This is a genomic window from Legionella gratiana (assembly GCF_001467695.1).
GTDB classification, from domain to species: domain Bacteria; phylum Pseudomonadota; class Gammaproteobacteria; order Legionellales; family Legionellaceae; genus Legionella; species Legionella gratiana.
Genome location: NZ_LNYE01000020.1, coordinates 201,094 through 217,822, shown reverse-complemented (window position 1 = coordinate 217,822; position 16,729 = coordinate 201,094). Strand labels below are relative to the sequence as shown.

Below are 16,729 nucleotides of genomic sequence, written 5' to 3'. Positions count from 1 at the left end.
CTACTCTAGGGGATTTATTCATGAAGTACTCTGATCTAAGAGATTTTATTGCCCAACTTGAATCTCGAGGATTGTTAAAGCGGATCACCCATCCAGTATCATCTTATCTTGAAATGACTGTTGTTAGCGATAGGGTGCTACGTTCCGCTGGCCCCGCATTGCTTTTTACTAATACGCCAAACTATCAGATGCCTGTATTAACTAATTTGTTTGGTACCGTTGAGCGAGTAGCAATGGGTATGGGTGAAGACAATATTGAGGCATTAAGAGAAGTAGGTAAGTTATTGGCTGCTTTAAAGGAACCTGAACCTCCTAAAGGATTTAAGGATGCTTTTAATAAACTGCCCTTGTTAAAGCAAGCACTTAATATGGCACCAAAATATATAAATGGTGCGGAATGTCAAACTCACGTTTGGGAAAAAGAGGAGGTTGATCTTACTTCTTTGCCTATTCAAACCTGTTGGCCAAAAGATGTAGCGCCATTAATAACCTGGGGGCTTGTGACTACTAAAGGGCCTTATCAAACACGTGAAAACATGGGAATTTATCGCCAACAATTGTTAAATAAAAATCAATTAATTATGCGTTGGTTATCGCACCGAGGGGGCGCATTAGACTATCAAGCTTGGCAGCAAGCGTATCCCGGAGAGCGATTTCCCGTTGCAGTGACTTTAGGCGCGGATCCCGCAACGATCCTGGCGGCAGTAACACCCGTACCCGACACCTTATCGGAATATGCGTTTGCAGGATTATTACGAGGTCAACGGACTCGATTAACGCGATGTATTGGTAATGAATTACATGTACCAGCAAGCGCAGAGATTATTCTAGAGGGGTATTTAGATCCTGGAGTCGAGGCACCTGAAGGGCCTTATGGTGATCATACGGGCTATTATAATGAAGTACAGTCTTTCCCAGTGTTTACTGTAGAGCGTATTACTCATAGAGATAATCCCATTTACCACAGTACGTATACAGGAAGACCTCCCGATGAGCCTGCTATTTTAGGTGTTGCTTTAAATGAAGTCTTTATTCCTTTATTGCAAAAGCAATTTCCTGAAATTGTGGATTTTTATTTGCCTCCGGAGGGATGTTCTTATCGTTTGGCAGTAGTCACGATCAAGAAACAATACCCTGGCCATGCAAAGCGAATTATGATGGCGGTATGGTCTTTTTTGAGACAATTTATGTATACCAAATTTGTTATTGTATGTGATGATGATATTGATGCACGCAATTGGCAGGATGTAATCTGGGCAATGACCACACGAATGGATCCGAGCCGAGATACAGTAATGGTCGAAAACACACCAATCGATTATCTTGATTTTGCTTCACCAGTGTCTGGTTTAGGCTCAAAAATGGGTATGGATGCTACCAGTAAATGGCCTGGAGAAACACAAAGAGAATGGGGCGTCCCCATTGTTATGGACGAAGAAATTCTTAAAAAAGTCAATGACTATTGGCCTTTATTGGGGTTAGATAAATGACGAAAAAAATCATCAAAGCTCTGGTAGAAGACATTTCACCATTGACCGATAGCATCATGCGCTTGATTTTAATGCCCGAACAATACATTGATTATCAAGCAGGACAATACTTACAAATTGTTTTTGATGAAGATGCATTTAGCTATTCTATCGCTAATGCACCTTTAGGATCTCATAAATATGAACTTCATATTCGGCATAGTATAGAAAACCCATACACGCAACGATTATTTGCCCATATTAAAGAGTATGGGTTTGTGAATATCCGCTTGCCTTTTGGCGTATGTTCCATTGAACATTTAGACGCCCAACTTCCCATATTATTTATTGCGGGGGGTACTGGATTTGCACCAGTAAAAGCGATGATCGAGCAGTTATTATCGACTTCAGACACGCGACCTTTTGAGCTATTTTGGGGCGCGCGCTTGCAAAGTGATTTATATCTGGACGAAAAGGTGAATAGCTGGAAAACTCACGTCAGTCGATTTAATTATTTTTCTTCAGTTTCTGAAGATAATAGTAAACCTTTAGCTTCATTGGTGTTGGAAAGACATACGCATGATTTGAATCAATGGCAAATCGTGATTAGTGGTCCTTTTGATATGGTTTACAGTACAAGAGATGTATTAGTGGATAAGGGTATTTCACCTACTCATTTATTTTCAGATGCATTTAGTTTTGAAATTAAAAAGCCGTAAAGAGTAAATTTTTAGGCACATCAAATAAGGAAAGGGTTTTATGGAAACTTTATATCAAATTTTAGCTTTAATTGGTGCAGGAATGATTATTTTCATTTTGTACCGTACCATCAAAGGTAATCCTGGCCAATTTAGTAAAGAGAATTTGAACAAGAGTTTTTCGACAATGGGGTTCTTAGCACTTATTTTGATTGGTTTTATTGCATTACTGGTTTTGATTCTAAGAAATACATAGCATGCTTAAGTAGAATTCCTTTCGCCCATGTTTCATCAAAAACCGGGTGATTTAATGTGAGGAATTAGCACTGCAATAATGGCCTTCTTTTTCTTTTAAATAAAATCTAATGTTTGGATTGTTGATTGGCAGTTTGCTGGTGTCAGCAATGAGCATGCATTCTTCAACATACGTAATTTGACTACTGTCATCAACTAATAAACGATACCAGGGGTTTCGAATAGCAAATTCACGTTTTTTTGCCTGTGGATTGTAGCGTCCTGAAGCCTGAAAAAGCGGATCAATATCCACTATGATCGCTCTATAACGACTGTGTTTATGAATCACTAAATCCCCAATATTAAATTGTGCAGTTTTATCCATGGCAGACTCCATATGAAGCATTGTGGATAATATATCGGTATAAATGAAGAAAACTTGAGTTTGTACTGATGGTTAGAAAAGAATCTCTAATAGCATGAAAAGAATAAACTATTTTAAAATGCTTTTTATCAAGAGATAGCCTTAGGTTTTTGGGAGTTATTAAGCTTGAATAAAATTATTTTGAGAGTTTTCTTTCAAATGTTCATTTTTTTCCCTTTTCACTGAATGCAGTTGATTCTTCATATTGTTTTGAGATTGGATATTTCCATTGATATTAGATGTATGATTTTTGAGAATATTAAGGTATTGAGACATCAGTTCTGTAGAATATGTTGCCCAAAACGTCAATACGGCACTTAATTGAGTTGTAAAGATTCACAAAAAATATTAATTGGACAACCATGTAAAAATAAGTACATAATAAAACCTTACAATTTAAGGTGGTTTATCCGTTGGGAATTATCCTGTTGTTTCAAAGTGTTTTTCAATCCGAAACACTTTTCTGGAGAATAGCATGAAAAAAATTGTCATTGTCACCCATGCTCCTCAAGGTACCTTAGGTGATCCCAGTTCAGCAGCTAAATTACAGCAATGTATTCTAAATGAGTTCTCTAAGCAAAGTGAGCTCATTGACATTAAAGTAGTTGTCCAGGTTAAATCTCAATATGCAGAACCCGTTAAAAAATTATTTCAAAGCAATATGCCGTATCAATTGCTCAATGAATTTGATGAGTCTACGTTGATACCTGAGATTATTGATGCTGATCTCATCATTCTCTATCCTACGCCTCATTTTTTTGATTATTCTTCAGCCTTGCTGATTGGAAAGACCAAGAAGCGTGTTCTTGCTTTTGGTGAATACGATATCGATTTAGACTACCAACACCAATACAGAAGCACTTTTTTTAGTACTGTTGTAGGATCAGTTTTCCTTTCTACTGGTGTTAGCGAAAAAAGTATCGGAATTTATCTTAACGAGCACGCTCCTTCTCGCAAGAATTTATGGGATCTTATCCATCCTGAGGATTCCTCAAAATTACCTAAAGACTTAAGACAGGGCCAAGGACTGTATTTTGGTTATTTTAATAAAATAGCGGATTCCTGTACCGGAGCAACTCCCGCACGCTTCATTGCGTTTGCGGCGCATAATAGCCCCTATCAAAAGGAAATTGATATTATTATGCCATTGCAGACGAAGGATGCTACTCATTGCAGTCAAGAAAGTACCATGAGGGCATTAAGCGAGAGCCATTTTGTCGAGAACCTGCGAGGTTTTAATCAAGTACTCATTGCTTATTTCCCTCCAGCATCCGGTGCTCCACTATATCTGATTTATCATCCAGGTGAAGGAACACATTCAGAAATAAGCAAAGAAGAGTTTGAAAACCAACAAAACGGATCTGATAAAATTATTCGATTGTTTAACCCTTTTCCTTTACAGCAACAGTCCATGGAAGCATTTCTGGAGATCTCAGAATCCGTTAATCTATTAACGGGTGATCAAAGTATTTCAGAGGCTTTATCGTTTACAAAAATTCCTTTTTATCAGGCTATGTCATGGAAAAAGCATTTTTATGAGTCCTTAATCGATGTTGCAAAAAAGGGGGCACTGACGACACTGCAGCGCTGGTTTGAACTTGTCGACGATCAATTTAAATCCCCGAAAGAGCTTGCTGATTTTTACTGCATACATCAAGACATGCTGAGAAAAGAAACGGAAGTTTTGCGCGAGTACCTCCTTAAAGAGAAAAATTTGTCCCTCAATAGTACGGCTTACATTCGTTCAATGCTGACCCTATCAACCTATGAACTATTTAAAAAGTTTATTGATAATCTAGCCTTAAATTTTAACTATTATGTTAGTGAGCAAGGAGAAGGGAAAAAAGCAATTGTGGGAAGCATGTCTCTTTTCGATCATCTTAATTTCTATCTCGAAGATGCGAGCACCCATGAAAAAAATAGCATGATCATGTACTTCATAGAGCATATAGACCAAATTATCGATGTGAAAACAGAGAGTATTATTCACCTGTTTTCTAAATTAAAACGGATACATCCAGAAATCACCCTATCTTTATCGTACCCATTGCTCCTCAATATGTTATGTGCGGAAGCGATGAGTCATATAAGCACTATTGAATGGAACTATGATACATCCTCCATAAAGTTCTACAGCGAAAAAAATGCGTTAATAGATCTCAAAAAAAATGAAATTGAACGGGTTAAAAAGCCCATGCTTGATATGAACAATATTCCCATCTTCTTGGTATTGATTGGAGAAAGTCAATGCACTGCAAAAGAGAAAATGAGCTTGGTTCAGTCGATCATGGATAATCTTATTTGTTACGTTTCTAATTTTTCATCGGATGAAATTAATTCGTTGATGAAGTGCATCATACATGAAACGAATCCTGATGTTTTACGACAGATATTTACCTTTTTATTCACCACACCTTGCTACCAAGATGCAACCCCTTCTATTTTATTTTATAGCAATAAACCCAGCCCTTATTTCCAGATTCCGGATAACAAGCGCATCGATTTTCTAATGAAAATATTGGCGCATCCCCATATAAATAATATTTTATTTAAACTCGATACCCTGTCGATGCACTATATTTTGGATGAATTACTTTTCTCGAATACTTATGAGAGACAAAATTTATTTTGGGTTGAGACCAGCAAGTGGTCAAATCCGAGTTTTATTCGTCAAGTTCTTTCTGTCAACAGTAAAGAAGAGCAAATGGTAATCCAGCATTATTTGGAGTCTGCCTTTAAGGCGAACCTTTATAAGAAAAAGATCATGATGGATAATATGGACTCTCTCCCCACCTATTTACAAGAGTTTATGAATTCAATTGATCTTGTTGGTAGCTTTAGCTGTTCCTATTAATCAGAAATTGCAACAATCAAAATGAAATATATAAAAATATTTAGCTTACTCCTCCGAAAAGGCTCACCTCCCATTTTGTTTGTTTAATTTCTTGCTGAAGTTTAAAAATACTGCGCCAGAACCACCAAATGGTTCAATTAAGCGAGAACCAGTTGGTAATTTATTTAGAATTTTATCTATTATTAAATATTTTCCACCAGCTCATTTTAAAAATGGTCTGGTAGATGTAAAAGTGCTAATTTGGTTCTCGTGGCTATTTTGCCTCATTTCAATTAACCTTTTTATTTTATTCTAGTTGAAGATTAGAAACTGGCTAATTAAAATGACTTAAATTCAATATATTAGCTTTTCTTGTTCAATAAACTTAATAAAAATTTATTTTGTATGAATCCCCATATTTAGCTACAATCAGTCTAACACACCCGCCAAGCCTCTATTGATCTAGATCAGTATGCTCAAATCGAGCGGGTTTTTTTATCAAAAATAAGGCCAGTTATGGCAGTATTCACCAAACCAGCAATTACTCCTAAAGAACAAATTGAGCTACTAAAAAATCGAGGTCTTATTATCATTGATGAGCTACGCTCATTATGCTTTTTAGAAGCTATTAGTTTTTTCAGATTAACTCCATTAACTCCATACATGCGACCCTTTCAAATTGATAATGTTGAGCATAATTTCAAGTCAGGAACAAAATTCAGCCAACTTACGAATCTATATGACTTTGACAGACGATTACGATTATATTTTTAATATGCAATTAAATAGTGAGTCTTTAGAGACACTTTATTTTAAATATTCAAATAGACAAGACTCATATAATGCCATTACTGAAAAAATTATATTTGAATATAAACAGTATTCTTCTTTATGCGTCGTTTTTTACGGTCATCCAACTTTTTTTGCGGATTTTGCTTTAGATGCAGTCATAAAAATTTCTACCTATTTAGATATCCCGGAAAATCCATCATCAATCCATTTTCATTTTTTCTAACAACAAGCTCACCACTTAAACAATTAAATTTTCTTCCTTTTTAACATGAGCTCCAGAAAAATTACACTGCTTTATCCTCCACGCCATATTCTTGCGACATAACTTGGTTTTTTGGATAACAATATAATTTTGTTTTTCTCTTTTTGGCAGCAACCCTTGGGTACAACGATATTCTCTTACCCATGATGTTGCAAATGCTAATGGGAAGAAATAAACCGAGAAATAAGATTTTTTCTATCATCTTAAAAAAATACTTCTTAATGCCTGTTGCAAAGGCATAACTTTTAATAAATTTCTTGAACCATGAATACTGATCAATTTGCGAATAGACTTTATATCCCAAAAAAAAGTGTCCCGTTAAAAACCCATAAAGGTGAAAAAACTTATTAGGATAAAATGCATATGTTGCTGCGGAAGAAGCGTCATGATAAGTCGTATAATGCCAACAATTTCTGGGCATAAATAACATATCACCTTTCTCAAGAAATACTTGATAGCCTTCCGCTTGATTTATTCTTGGGAATTCCTTTCTTATTAAGTCCATAGGGAGACCAAAATGAATCATGCTATCACTGATGAATGGGACTTTATAAATATTATCACTTTGATCTTCGGTGAATAGTAAAATTTCCTTTTTGCCACTTAAACATAAATGAAGATTACAACTATGCTCTCGATCATAATGCATATCCGTATGAGCCCCTTTGCCACCAAAAAAATAGGCTACGGCTAAATTTTTATTAAAAAATCTTGGTCTTAAAGGAAATTTTTTCCAAAGTGGCACGTGACGTTCTATTTTCTCAGATTCATTTCTAGAAAAAATTTGGGAAAAAATTCGATAAGGTTTATTCTCCTTTATCGCAGTTAAGGCTGTTTTTAATTCACTGCTTTGCAGATCCACGCACATATTATTTTCAAAAACATTGTATTTTGCTTCCCCATTAAACCGCTCAATAAAATAATCCAAAGAAAATTTTTCCGGGAAATTTTTTATTTTGATTAAAATGGGTTCTTTTGAGTTATATAAAATCTTCTTTATTAATTCTTCATAACCATATTCATAATCTATTACCCTAATTTTTTTGAGTTTCATTTTTTGACCTATAAGTGAACAAAAATATTTAATCATCATATTTGTTATTTGTACAATTGGTTTTATTTGTATGTCATATGAGATTTTTTGATGCTACAAAATCTCCATCAAAAGAATACTATTTTTTGATCGCAACCTAATCTCTAAGTTAATTTTACCGAGATAAAATTAGGGAACTCTGTTGTTAACGAATCAGATGTTGCAAGAGGTATGCACATTTTGCATCACCTCTTTCAGGTATTGGATTAAAGGCACTAAATCATAAACCTGAAAGCGATGCTAAGCTTCATTAAATATCTAGCGCAGATGATATGGCTCCAGCTCATTTAAAAGGAACTTACTTTGGTGCACTAACATTTAGAACTGGGTTTAGCTTTAGGACCTATTTTAGGAGGGGTACTTTTTCAAACTTTTGGGGGGCAAGTATTTTTTCTAACCATTGGTGTATTCGCTTTATGCTCTGATTTTTTCATAGTGTTGTGTGAACGCGTGAAATACAAGCCAATGAATTCTATTGTGACACTAGATAAGGGAGTTTAAGATGATTTTAACCTGTTGCAGAGCGTGCTTTAAATACTATTGAGTGTGTCATGAAGTAATTCCGATGTTTTTCACTATTCGGTTTTTCAGATCGTATTGTGGTTATTTAAAGCTGCGCTAAATACTGAGCCTCCATGAGCAAGGCCGTGGAGCGTATGTAGAGAGGTGTATGCATAACGGAACACTAGCAGTATTTTAGTTTTATTAAGGTATCATGTGATGTTAATAATAGGTGCAGAAAATAACAACATGCAATACTCCAGGCTCGACTGGATTCAACGGGTAATTCTTTGGGATAACCACTTACATTAATAATTTTTACATTGTTCGATAGTGTTACCGTTGCATCGTGTTGACTGCCAAATACATTACTCCCGTCAGATACTGCTAAGTCAACAAGGGTTGTACCGCTTTTTAATTTTAGTAATGTTGACTCTGGAATTAACATTGGTGCAGCAATCCATGCGGTCGATGCAGCGGCTATAACAATATCAGTATCTTTAATCACTTGATAAATTCTATCTTGCCTTTTTTTTAATGATAAATGACGTTCGACAACCACATTATGGATGCCTTGCAAGCTAAGAAGCTTCGATTTGTATCGATCGCTCGTTATTACAGTGTGTGGTAAGTTACGCTTCATGCATTCTTGGTAGGCGGTGGTACCTGCTTCACCACTACCAATAATTGAAACGTGTCTGACCGGTGCGTTAAAGATTTCAATCGCATGTTCCAGGGCTAGTTTACCGGCTATTCGACTCATTTCTTTTAAAGAATCCATTGGTGTATGAGCTGGAAAAAGAAATTGATCCAATGAATAATAGTCAATTTTAGCCCGTTGATATTCTGAAATATGTTCAGAATCTCGTTCAAGAATATCTAATAAACCTACCATTTTCGTATGGGGCTTTATTACACTGTTTTCGATTTTTTCTCGTGCCCGATCAGGTCGTTTCACGCGCACAATAATATCGATGTCACTAAATGCGTGTTGATAACTATCAACCTGATTATAGTTAATTTGACGGATGCTAGCACCCGCCGATAGGTAATCTTCATTACTATAACCAGCCCATACCCCTGCAGAATCTTCAACGTAAACCCTGACTCCCAAATGGATTAATTGCGCCACATCACTGGGGATTAAAGCTACTCGCTTTTCATTATGGCGAGATTCTTTTAATAAGAAAATTTTAGGTTGCAAAATCTACATCCCCTTATCGATGTACATAATATTTTTTAATTTATTATCATACGCTTTTCCCGTATGAATGACGGTTCTACACCTGTTATTGGAGTGCGGATTAATCCCTGCAATTACTGGAATTTTGGCGTCATAATTTGGCCGTAGTTTATAAATAACAGATAATCTTCTCTCAGTAGTTGATTTCAAAACTTGATGAAGCGGTGCTAGATAATAACCATCAGTCCAAACCTCCATAAACTCACCAAGCATGATAATTAATGTGTTGGGAATATAAGGAACAATTTTCCATTCACCATCAATATCTTTTAGCATTAACCCGGGTTTATCTTGGGCGATAATGGTTATTAGGCATAAATCTTTGTGGGCACTCATACCATATTGGTCAGGATTATTATGATTTGATAGATGATGTTCGCTAGGGTAGCAATTAAGCCCCAATTGATGATTGGGGTGATTGCAATAGTCAGCAAAATAATGTTCACCTAAATTTAAGTTATTAGCGATTATTGATAAAAGATATGCGCCAATATGATCCAAAGAATGAAAACCAGCTTGCACGTGTTTTTTAAAGATTGAACCATGCGCCTGAATTGCTTCAACTCCAAATGTTGACGTATTATTTTTTAAATCATTTAAATAGCCCACTTTGTATTGTTCACAGGGTTCATATTGGCGATGAGCCAATTCACTAAATTCACTGCCTATTCCTCTATAGCCTAAATAACGATTATCAGCAGAGGCAATATAACGTTTTTTTACAGACAAATCTAAGTTAAAGAAATGTGCTGCTTCAGAAAATAGACCCTGTAAATTAAACTGTGTTCTTGACTCAATCCCACTAAGAAAAAAAGCGCCATAGGTTTTACATGCCTTATCCATGTTACTGTATTCTTCAGATCCTGATTGTTGGTCTATTGTTTTTGAAACATCAATTAAGGGTAGGTTAATGAAACTATTGCTATGCATGATCGCTCTCAGAAGGTAATTGGGATTGCTCAAATTTTTCGTTCCTAAATGCTTTCTTTAAAATATAAATTAATACATTGTGTCATTGGATAGAGTAAGTAGTTTTCTATAGCCAAACAATGACTTAAAATGAACAACATATTTTACTATTTGCATATAATCGATGGGGATGTTAGACGATACAGCACTATTTGTGGCTGTAGTGCAACAAGGTGGATTTAGTCATGCAGCAAGACATTTAGGGTTATCAGCTGGCTTAGTGAGTCGTCGTATTGCGCACTTAGAAGCGAAGCTTGGTGTCACACTTCTCAAGCGAACTACACGACAGTTGCACTTAACATCAGAAGGACATTTGTTTTGGGAACATGCTCACCGAATTCAACAGGAGTTAGACTCAGCGCTTACGTTAATCCAGTCTTCGGCAAAAAAGCCGAAGGGGTTAATACGAGTCAGCGCTCCTTTTTATTTTGGGAGGCATTATTTAACCCCTCTGTTAATCAAATTTTTAGATGATTTTAAAGATATCAAAATTGACTTAGTGTTGAATAATCAAAAAATTGATCTCGTCAAGGAGCACATTGATTTAGTGATTCGTGGTGCCGGTTATATGGATGATGAAACGACATTAAAAGACAGTAGCTTACAAATGAGGTTAATTACTAAAGAAAAAATTTGTTTGTATGCCAGCGCTGAATATTTACTCAAACAGGGGAAGCCTGAGTTTGTGGATGAGTTATTAAATCATCGAATAGTCAGTTGCATGAGTTCAGACCATGCAAATCAAGAAACATGGAATTATAAAGATAATAATCAAAATAGATGCTTTACGTTTGAACCAAAATTTAATTGTAACGATATCGAGAGTGCTCTTAGTGCATGTATTAATGGATATGGGATAGGGAAATTTACAGATCTCAATGTCAGAATAGCACTACAACAACAGCAACTACAGCCAATTCTTACAAAATATAATTTTGGTTTTTACCATTTATATGCAATCTATCCTCATCAGCAGATCCTACCAAAGCGAACTCGGCTCTTGTTAGATTTTATCATAGCGCACTTCAAAACTTATTAGAGACGTTACCAAAATCCTTAAATAAAGGAACATTTAATTTCCGTTTTTTTGCTTTATCAGGTGGTGATATGGACTTAAACCTATTTTTAATCGGAATGAGAAAGTTATAAACTAGGAGAGGACCATGAGTGTCAAGAATGTCCAATTTGTAAAATTTGCGTATATTTTTAAATTTCTTTAAAAAACCATTATCGAAATCATCGTAGAATGTGACGCTTGTTTCAAATAGATCGTGCAGCAGAGTTACTAGAGTCTAATTAAAAAGAGAATAGATGATGAGTTTGAAAAAATTTACAGTTGTTTGTACTACAACGTTACTTTATATGGCTAATTTTTATTCGATTGCTGCAAATGATAACAATCAAAATCAGATGGATGTACTTTTAATTTCAGACCCTCATGTAGATATTACAAAACATCAAATAACTCATATAAATCCAAAACCCAATATTTCTGAAGAATTAGATCCACAAAGTTTTAAAGTTTTAATCGCGAAAATTGGTGAACAACTCGACTCGCATCAAGAAGCAAATCAGGCAGTTTTATTGCTTGGAGACTTGCCTGCACATAATGCATACAAACGTAAGACAACTCGAGCTAATATTAATTTAGTTTTTGAACAATTGTTTGAAAAAATAAATCCATTTCCTTATTTCTATGTCTTTGGTAATAATGATTCTTTGCAAAGAAATTACGGCCCTTTTACGTATAAAAATCAATCCGCTTTCGACCTATTAAACTGGGTAACAGGTAACAATGATGGGTTTCTCTCCACAGGTATAAAATGTCCTTTTTATGGTAGGTCTTGCATCCTCAATGAAAACAAAAACTACGGTTATTACTCTGCTTATTTAAGTGATCATCTCAAGCTTATTTCTCTAAACAGTGTGGTATTTGTATCAAGGCCACAATTCTCTCCTTCTCGAGATGGCGCTACAGAAGAACTTCAATGGTTGGAACATGAAATTAAAACCAGCAAAGAAAAGCATGATCGTGTGCTTTTAGCCATGCATGTTCCACTTCAGAATTGGGAATCAATATATAAGGAGTCCTTCATAAAAATTATAAAAGCGTATCCGGAAGTCATACTGGGCATGGTCGCCGCTCATACTCATTTCGATGAGATTCATGCGATTAAAATTGAAAATAAAGGCTATGTGATACCGATTATTTATTCAGCCTCTATTGGGACCGATCACGGCAATGCTTCTTCCTTTAAAACGTTAAATTTATCAAGACCGAATGATGCGTCTTCATGGCAATTAAAAAACTATGTAGCCTATAATTTTATGGGCTCTACTGCTGAAAAAAGCGAGCTCCGGCAATATTATGATTTCAATCAAGCGTTCTGTTTAGGCACTTCAACTGAAACTGTAAGCAATTGCCTCAAAAAACACATCAGTAAGAATAAATTTGATAAAGCCACCAGCACTTTGATGAGCAAACATTATACTGCTGGAAATCCTAATAATAATCAAAAGATTGACCCATCTTCAAAATGGGTCATGATAATAAAGTAACGCATTATTTTTATTTTATCGGCAATGTGCTTGATACAGACTCAATAACACGAGGAGCTTCTGGTTTGACATGGGCATTCAATTTAAATAAACCAAATAATGAGGTAGTCACAGATAGTGAATTGTCTGATGTTTTCGTAACAGGTACGGTTTGTTCTACTTCTACTTTAAAATAAGGGACAACACCTTTAGCGGTTAAGGTACCATTTCCATTATCTTTGACTTCCGCAGGGCCTTCATAGTCTTTTATTGGACAAGAACTACTGCCCTTGTTTTTAATGGATACGTTGACATCATATTTATTTTTTTCTATTTCTCTAAATATTGCTATTGTATCGAATTTACATGGCCCACATTCTACTTCGCCAGTGTATGTTCCTTTTCGAATAAGAGATTCTTTTTGGTAGTTGTTTTTTGATGTTGTGTCAGGCATAAAAAGCTATCCTTCTAAAATTTTATATGAGGTACCTTGAACTAGGAGTCTTCTAATTTCATTTATGCATTATCTTTGGTCATTAGCCTGTTTATTCGGCAAAATTGAAATACGGTTGCTTATCGGCTATAACCTACCAATCGAGCATAATATGTATAAATAATGAAATTAATGTTTAATATTTTATCAGTTTATTATTAAGAGTTTATTAACTGTATGCTGGGGTTTTTGGATCCCGAATATCTCGTCGATTGAAGCTGCCTCAATACCCTAATATCCATTTTTTTCGAGTTTTCTGATGAGCATATTTATAAATAAATTAGAAAATAACCAGGGTAGGTATTAGCTAATCTGGTTATTTTTCTAAGTTCTGTCTCATGAAATGGTACTTGTTGACCTATATTTTGTTTATTATTCCGGATAGCAATATATCTCACTTCCTCCAGGTATGCCTGCATGAAAGATGAGCGCATTGACGCCAACAAGCTCTCTTTTTTCTCTTAAGCAACGATACCCAGGATAAGTATAATAAAAATCACTTGTAGGTACGGCAACTCCTTCAACTGTTGTATAAGTATGAGCTTTCTCATCAATTGTAATAGGAACACTTTTCCAGTTTTTGGTTTCTGTGATTATCGTGGTATCAGCAAAAGCGGTTGTAGCGATTGCTAATGGTAATGCAATAAATAATTTCCTGTTCATTTTTACATTCCTCCCTGTTGGGATGCTCATGAAGCATGATTTCATCATTTCTTTCAGATGATTCATTAAATATAGCACATTTAGTAAGATTAATAATCATAATGGGTATTCCCAGTATCTGTTGTTACATACGGATGGTCTCGGTTGGATTGGTTGAATAGCGCTTTTCGCACTGTCTTTTTAAGCTAAATTCAGATCGGATCTATCAAACTTAGGGGATATTTTTTTGTAAATCATCGACAAGCCAGAGTAACTTCACTAAATTATCCCCATAGTCCTTTTGTCAAATTGGATCAAAAAAAGAATCTTATTTTCAATTGGCTCATTTAATTTAATTGTCGAAATTTATATTATTTTTGATTAAAAAGTTCTAATTTATTAAATTTGCAAATATCTCAAGGGTTATATAATGGATTTAAAAATAAAGGGAATTTTATATTCATTATTTTCTTTTTTGATTTGTACTACACTTTTTGCAGAAACACAAAATTATGGAACTGTTTGGTTAAACGGAACGTTTATAGGTCCATTTTCAAAAAAACATGAAAAATGGAAGTATTATTTGCAACCAAGACTGGTAATCATTGATAATCGATATGGACTCGATGAAGCGCGCGTTTTTTATGGTGCCGGATATCAAATTACTCCAGCTTTTACATCTTTTATTGGTATGGCGTCTTCTGTATCTAAGAGTACGGAAGGAGTCCTTTCTTATGAAAATAGAGTATGGCAGCAATTTCTTTGGGATATATACAAATCTAAAACTTTCAAATTGAACAACCGTACACGTTTAGAAGAACGAAAAAATACTTTATATTCTCAATGGGCGGTACGTTTTCGAGAGCAATTTACGCTTAAAATTCCTTTTCAAAATACAAAATATTCATTTATAACTTTTGACGAGCTTTTCTTTAATGTAAATTACCCATCTTGGGTAAGCGATAAATTTTTTTCGCAAAATCGTTATTTTATTGGTATCGAAAAATCCATTTCAAAATCAGCATCATTTGATGTGGGTTATATCAATCAAGCTCGATTTCAAAGGCAAAATATAAATATAATCACCGATGGATTATATTTAAAAATCGATGTCACGTCTTAAAATGCGTTTTAGTGTAGTAGAAAACCTCATATCGATTAAATTGAAGACGGCTCCAAATCAACCTGTTTTCTATATTGATTGGATAAGTCATTTTCAGATTTTGGCGATAATCTACCAAAAAAAGCATGGGGTGAGGATAATGGTGTTTGAATGACTATTTCATTATTTATTAGAGTGGCTTTAGGACGACTTTTTTTGTGATGGTTCGATTTTGATAAGCAAACTCCATTAAATAAAGACTCATCTCCAAGAAAAGTAGTGATTTTTTTATAATGTAAAAGACTATTTTTTTCGTTAAAAAAATATTGATACTCATTGGAGGTTCCGATAAATTGATTATTCCATGCGAGGATATAAATGGGGGAAAACGTCATAGTTATGGGACCTCGTTTATTGGTACAGATATTGGAAGAAACAACTTGATGAATTTGATGGGCAAGGGTATCTGGTGTAAATGGGTTGTCTTCTGGTAAAGCACTTTGAGGATAAACGGATAGCGATCGTGATAAATCTTGTTTTCCCGTACTTTTTTCATAGAATATTGCCTTGTTTAGCTTGGTGCTATCTAATGAGCCGCTGTGGCAAGTAAACATATTTAGATGCCCAATGCAGGGATTCTCATTTAATAATGTGCCCAATTCTTTTCCAGCAGTTTCAATAGTCCAATCTAAGAAAGCCTTCTTTTTATTAACATTATTATGGGCAAAAATAACTAAGGTTAGGGTCTGATTTTCACGTTTATGATGATTTAAAACGTGCAGTAAGGCACTTTTTTGAGTAACAATGCAGCATTCATGAGGATGTTTTTGAGTATATAGAGCAATGCTCTCGATGCCTTCTTTTGAGTTTAAATCTTTATTACTGATATAAATTACATGTGATGCGTACTGTGGCTCTACAGTATCAGGCAAGGCAATGGGGTATCTTTGACACGCCAAATCGAAAAACTCTTGTGTATTATTGCCCTCAATGATAGATCGGTAAACAGTTGCTTTATTAGAGAGTAAAAATGGTTTTTTCTCATAAATAGTTTTTATTATCTCGTTCTTGTGATCAGCATTTAATCCGTTCCATAATTTATTGATAAACACAGTATGTCTTTGTTTTTTGAGTTGGATATCACTAAGAATTACTTGATTGGCAATATTCATTATAATTTGGAAGCAAAATGTTGAGTTTTTTTTCTTGATTTCTTCATTAATATGAAACTTACCTATGGTTCTATTTGCTATAAATCGTACTTCTGGTTTCAGCTCTTTTTCATCATCTGAATTCGTTTTATAGGGAACTGGGGTGCAGATGTATAAACGAAACCCATCCATTTTTGCAGTAGCTGAATTAACTAATAGAATTTCTCCGCTTCTTTGCTTAATATTATTGAGATCAACTATATTTTTGGCATAGGACATTTGTTT

The 16,729-nt window shown here is 34.9% G+C and carries 16 protein-coding genes and 1 pseudogene; 9 read left to right on the top strand and 8 right to left on the bottom strand.

Going from position 1 to position 16,729, the window contains the following annotated elements; translation table 11 throughout:
• The first annotated feature begins 20 nt into the window (after positions 1 to 20).
• From ubiD to Lgra_RS05780, 3 genes are read left to right on the top strand one after another with little or no spacing between them, the layout of a single operon-like run.
• Positions 21 to 1,490: a 4-hydroxy-3-polyprenylbenzoate decarboxylase gene (gene ubiD / locus Lgra_RS05790; RefSeq protein WP_058498323.1), complete on the top strand. Its 1,470-nt coding sequence runs from the start codon at positions 21 to 23 to the stop codon at positions 1,488 to 1,490.
• A complete protein-coding gene (locus Lgra_RS05785) occupies positions 1,487 to 2,188 on the top strand; it encodes an NAD(P)H-flavin reductase (protein ID WP_058498322.1) in 702 nt (233 codons plus the stop codon). Before ubiD ends, Lgra_RS05785 begins: the two co-directional genes overlap by 4 nt.
• Positions 2,189 to 2,228: 40 nt before the next feature.
• Positions 2,229 to 2,423: a hypothetical protein gene (locus Lgra_RS05780; RefSeq protein WP_058498321.1), complete on the top strand. Its 195-nt coding sequence runs from the start codon at positions 2,229 to 2,231 to the stop codon at positions 2,421 to 2,423.
• Between the two features lie 51 nt (positions 2,424 to 2,474).
• On the opposite strand, the gene hspQ is transcribed toward Lgra_RS05780, so the two are convergent.
• Complete coding sequence (gene hspQ / locus Lgra_RS05775; protein WP_058498320.1) at positions 2,475 to 2,786, bottom strand: heat shock protein HspQ; 312 nt, start codon at positions 2,784 to 2,786, stop codon at positions 2,475 to 2,477.
• Between the two features lie 514 nt (positions 2,787 to 3,300).
• On the opposite strand from hspQ, the gene Lgra_RS05770 reads away from it, so the two are divergent.
• Complete coding sequence (locus Lgra_RS05770) at positions 3,301 to 5,679, top strand: hypothetical protein (RefSeq protein ID WP_058498319.1); 2,379 nt, start codon at positions 3,301 to 3,303, stop codon at positions 5,677 to 5,679.
• A gap of 63 nt (positions 5,680 to 5,742) precedes the next feature.
• Here the strand turns inward: Lgra_RS05770 and Lgra_RS18615 are convergent.
• Positions 5,743 to 5,868: pseudogene (locus Lgra_RS18615) on the bottom strand (DNA adenine methylase); the annotation flags it as partial.
• Positions 5,869 to 6,174: 306 nt separating this feature from the next.
• On the opposite strand from Lgra_RS18615, the gene Lgra_RS05765 reads away from it, so the two are divergent.
• Both Lgra_RS05765 and Lgra_RS17935 read left to right on the top strand, forming a co-directional pair.
• On the top strand, positions 6,175 to 6,432 hold the full coding sequence (locus Lgra_RS05765; protein ID WP_058498318.1) for an Abi family protein: 258 nt from the start codon (positions 6,175 to 6,177) through the stop codon (positions 6,430 to 6,432).
• Positions 6,398 to 6,673 carry an SAM-dependent methyltransferase gene (locus Lgra_RS17935; RefSeq protein ID WP_058498317.1) on the top strand — a complete coding sequence of 92 codons (276 nt, stop codon included), beginning with the start codon at positions 6,398 to 6,400 and terminating at the stop codon, positions 6,671 to 6,673. The genes Lgra_RS05765 and Lgra_RS17935 overlap by 35 nt, the downstream gene beginning before the upstream one ends.
• Positions 6,674 to 6,734: 61 nt before the next feature.
• On the opposite strand, the gene Lgra_RS05755 is transcribed toward Lgra_RS17935, so the two are convergent.
• The 3 genes from Lgra_RS05755 to Lgra_RS05745 all read right to left on the bottom strand — a co-directional run bounded on the left by Lgra_RS05755 (position 6,735) and on the right by Lgra_RS05745 (position 10,479).
• Complete coding sequence (locus Lgra_RS05755; protein ID WP_058498708.1) at positions 6,735 to 7,766, bottom strand: cupin-like domain-containing protein; 1,032 nt, start codon at positions 7,764 to 7,766, stop codon at positions 6,735 to 6,737.
• Positions 7,767 to 8,490: 724 nt separating this feature from the next.
• Positions 8,491 to 9,510 carry a Rossmann-fold NAD(P)-binding domain-containing protein gene (locus tag Lgra_RS05750; protein ID WP_058498316.1) on the bottom strand — a complete coding sequence of 340 codons (1,020 nt, stop codon included), beginning with the start codon at positions 9,508 to 9,510 and terminating at the stop codon, positions 8,491 to 8,493.
• 3 nt (positions 9,511 to 9,513) lie between these two features.
• Entirely contained in the window at positions 9,514 to 10,479 is a 966-nt protein-coding gene (locus Lgra_RS05745) for a 2OG-Fe(II) oxygenase family protein (RefSeq protein WP_058498315.1), read from the bottom strand.
• A gap of 169 nt (positions 10,480 to 10,648) precedes the next feature.
• On the opposite strand from Lgra_RS05745, the gene Lgra_RS05740 reads away from it, so the two are divergent.
• Both Lgra_RS05740 and Lgra_RS05735 read left to right on the top strand, forming a co-directional pair.
• On the top strand, positions 10,649 to 11,557 hold the full coding sequence (locus tag Lgra_RS05740) for a LysR family transcriptional regulator (protein ID WP_238584372.1): 909 nt from the start codon (positions 10,649 to 10,651) through the stop codon (positions 11,555 to 11,557).
• Positions 11,558 to 11,829: 272 nt separating this feature from the next.
• The gene (locus tag Lgra_RS05735; RefSeq protein ID WP_058498313.1) at positions 11,830 to 13,077 is read left to right on the top strand and encodes a metallophosphoesterase; all 1,248 of its coding nucleotides are present in this window, start codon (positions 11,830 to 11,832) and stop codon (positions 13,075 to 13,077) included.
• A 10-nt stretch (positions 13,078 to 13,087) separates the two neighbouring features.
• On the opposite strand, the gene Lgra_RS05730 is transcribed toward Lgra_RS05735, so the two are convergent.
• A complete protein-coding gene (locus Lgra_RS05730; RefSeq protein ID WP_058498312.1) occupies positions 13,088 to 13,510 on the bottom strand; it encodes a hypothetical protein in 423 nt (140 codons plus the stop codon).
• A 411-nt stretch (positions 13,511 to 13,921) separates the two neighbouring features.
• Positions 13,922 to 14,212, bottom strand: coding sequence for a hypothetical protein (locus Lgra_RS05725; protein ID WP_115385373.1), 291 nt, complete (start codon positions 14,210 to 14,212; stop codon positions 13,922 to 13,924).
• 409 nt (positions 14,213 to 14,621) lie between these two features.
• On the opposite strand from Lgra_RS05725, the gene Lgra_RS05720 reads away from it, so the two are divergent.
• Positions 14,622 to 15,314 (top strand): DUF2490 domain-containing protein, encoded by a 693-nt coding sequence (locus Lgra_RS05720; RefSeq protein WP_058498311.1) that lies wholly within the window; start codon positions 14,622 to 14,624, stop codon positions 15,312 to 15,314.
• A gap of 35 nt (positions 15,315 to 15,349) precedes the next feature.
• On the opposite strand, the gene Lgra_RS05715 is transcribed toward Lgra_RS05720, so the two are convergent.
• The gene (locus Lgra_RS05715) at positions 15,350 to 16,723 is read right to left on the bottom strand and encodes a hypothetical protein (RefSeq protein ID WP_058498310.1); all 1,374 of its coding nucleotides are present in this window, start codon (positions 16,721 to 16,723) and stop codon (positions 15,350 to 15,352) included.
• Positions 16,724 to 16,729: the final 6 nt, after the last annotated feature.

What these genes read in the sequence shown, in the direction of transcription:
- ubiD (WP_058498323.1), top strand. Translation starts at nt 21, where the DNA reads ATGAAGTACTCTGATCTAAGAGATTTTATTGCCCAACTTGAATCTCGA.
- Lgra_RS05785 (WP_058498322.1), top strand. Translation starts at nt 1,487, where the DNA reads ATGACGAAAAAAATCATCAAAGCTCTGGTAGAAGACATTTCACCATTG.
- Lgra_RS05780 (WP_058498321.1), top strand. Translation starts at nt 2,229, where the DNA reads ATGGAAACTTTATATCAAATTTTAGCTTTAATTGGTGCAGGAATGATT.
- hspQ (WP_058498320.1), bottom strand. Translation starts at nt 2,786, where the DNA reads ATGGATAAAACTGCACAATTTAATATTGGGGATTTAGTGATTCATAAA.
- Lgra_RS05770 (WP_058498319.1), top strand. Translation starts at nt 3,301, where the DNA reads ATGAAAAAAATTGTCATTGTCACCCATGCTCCTCAAGGTACCTTAGGT.
- Lgra_RS05765 (WP_058498318.1), top strand. Translation starts at nt 6,175, where the DNA reads ATGGCAGTATTCACCAAACCAGCAATTACTCCTAAAGAACAAATTGAG.
- Lgra_RS17935 (WP_058498317.1), top strand. Translation starts at nt 6,398, where the DNA reads ATGACTTTGACAGACGATTACGATTATATTTTTAATATGCAATTAAAT.
- Lgra_RS05755 (WP_058498708.1), bottom strand. Translation starts at nt 7,766, where the DNA reads ATGAAACTCAAAAAAATTAGGGTAATAGATTATGAATATGGTTATGAA.
- Lgra_RS05745 (WP_058498315.1), bottom strand. Translation starts at nt 10,479, where the DNA reads ATGCATAGCAATAGTTTCATTAACCTACCCTTAATTGATGTTTCAAAA.
- Lgra_RS05740 (WP_238584372.1), top strand. Translation starts at nt 10,649, where the DNA reads ATGTTAGACGATACAGCACTATTTGTGGCTGTAGTGCAACAAGGTGGA.
- Lgra_RS05735 (WP_058498313.1), top strand. Translation starts at nt 11,830, where the DNA reads ATGATGAGTTTGAAAAAATTTACAGTTGTTTGTACTACAACGTTACTT.
- Lgra_RS05730 (WP_058498312.1), bottom strand. Translation starts at nt 13,510, where the DNA reads ATGCCTGACACAACATCAAAAAACAACTACCAAAAAGAATCTCTTATT.
- Lgra_RS05725 (WP_115385373.1), bottom strand. Translation starts at nt 14,212, where the DNA reads ATGAACAGGAAATTATTTATTGCATTACCATTAGCAATCGCTACAACC.
- Lgra_RS05720 (WP_058498311.1), top strand. Translation starts at nt 14,622, where the DNA reads ATGGATTTAAAAATAAAGGGAATTTTATATTCATTATTTTCTTTTTTG.
- Lgra_RS05715 (WP_058498310.1), bottom strand. Translation starts at nt 16,723, where the DNA reads ATGTCCTATGCCAAAAATATAGTTGATCTCAATAATATTAAGCAAAGA.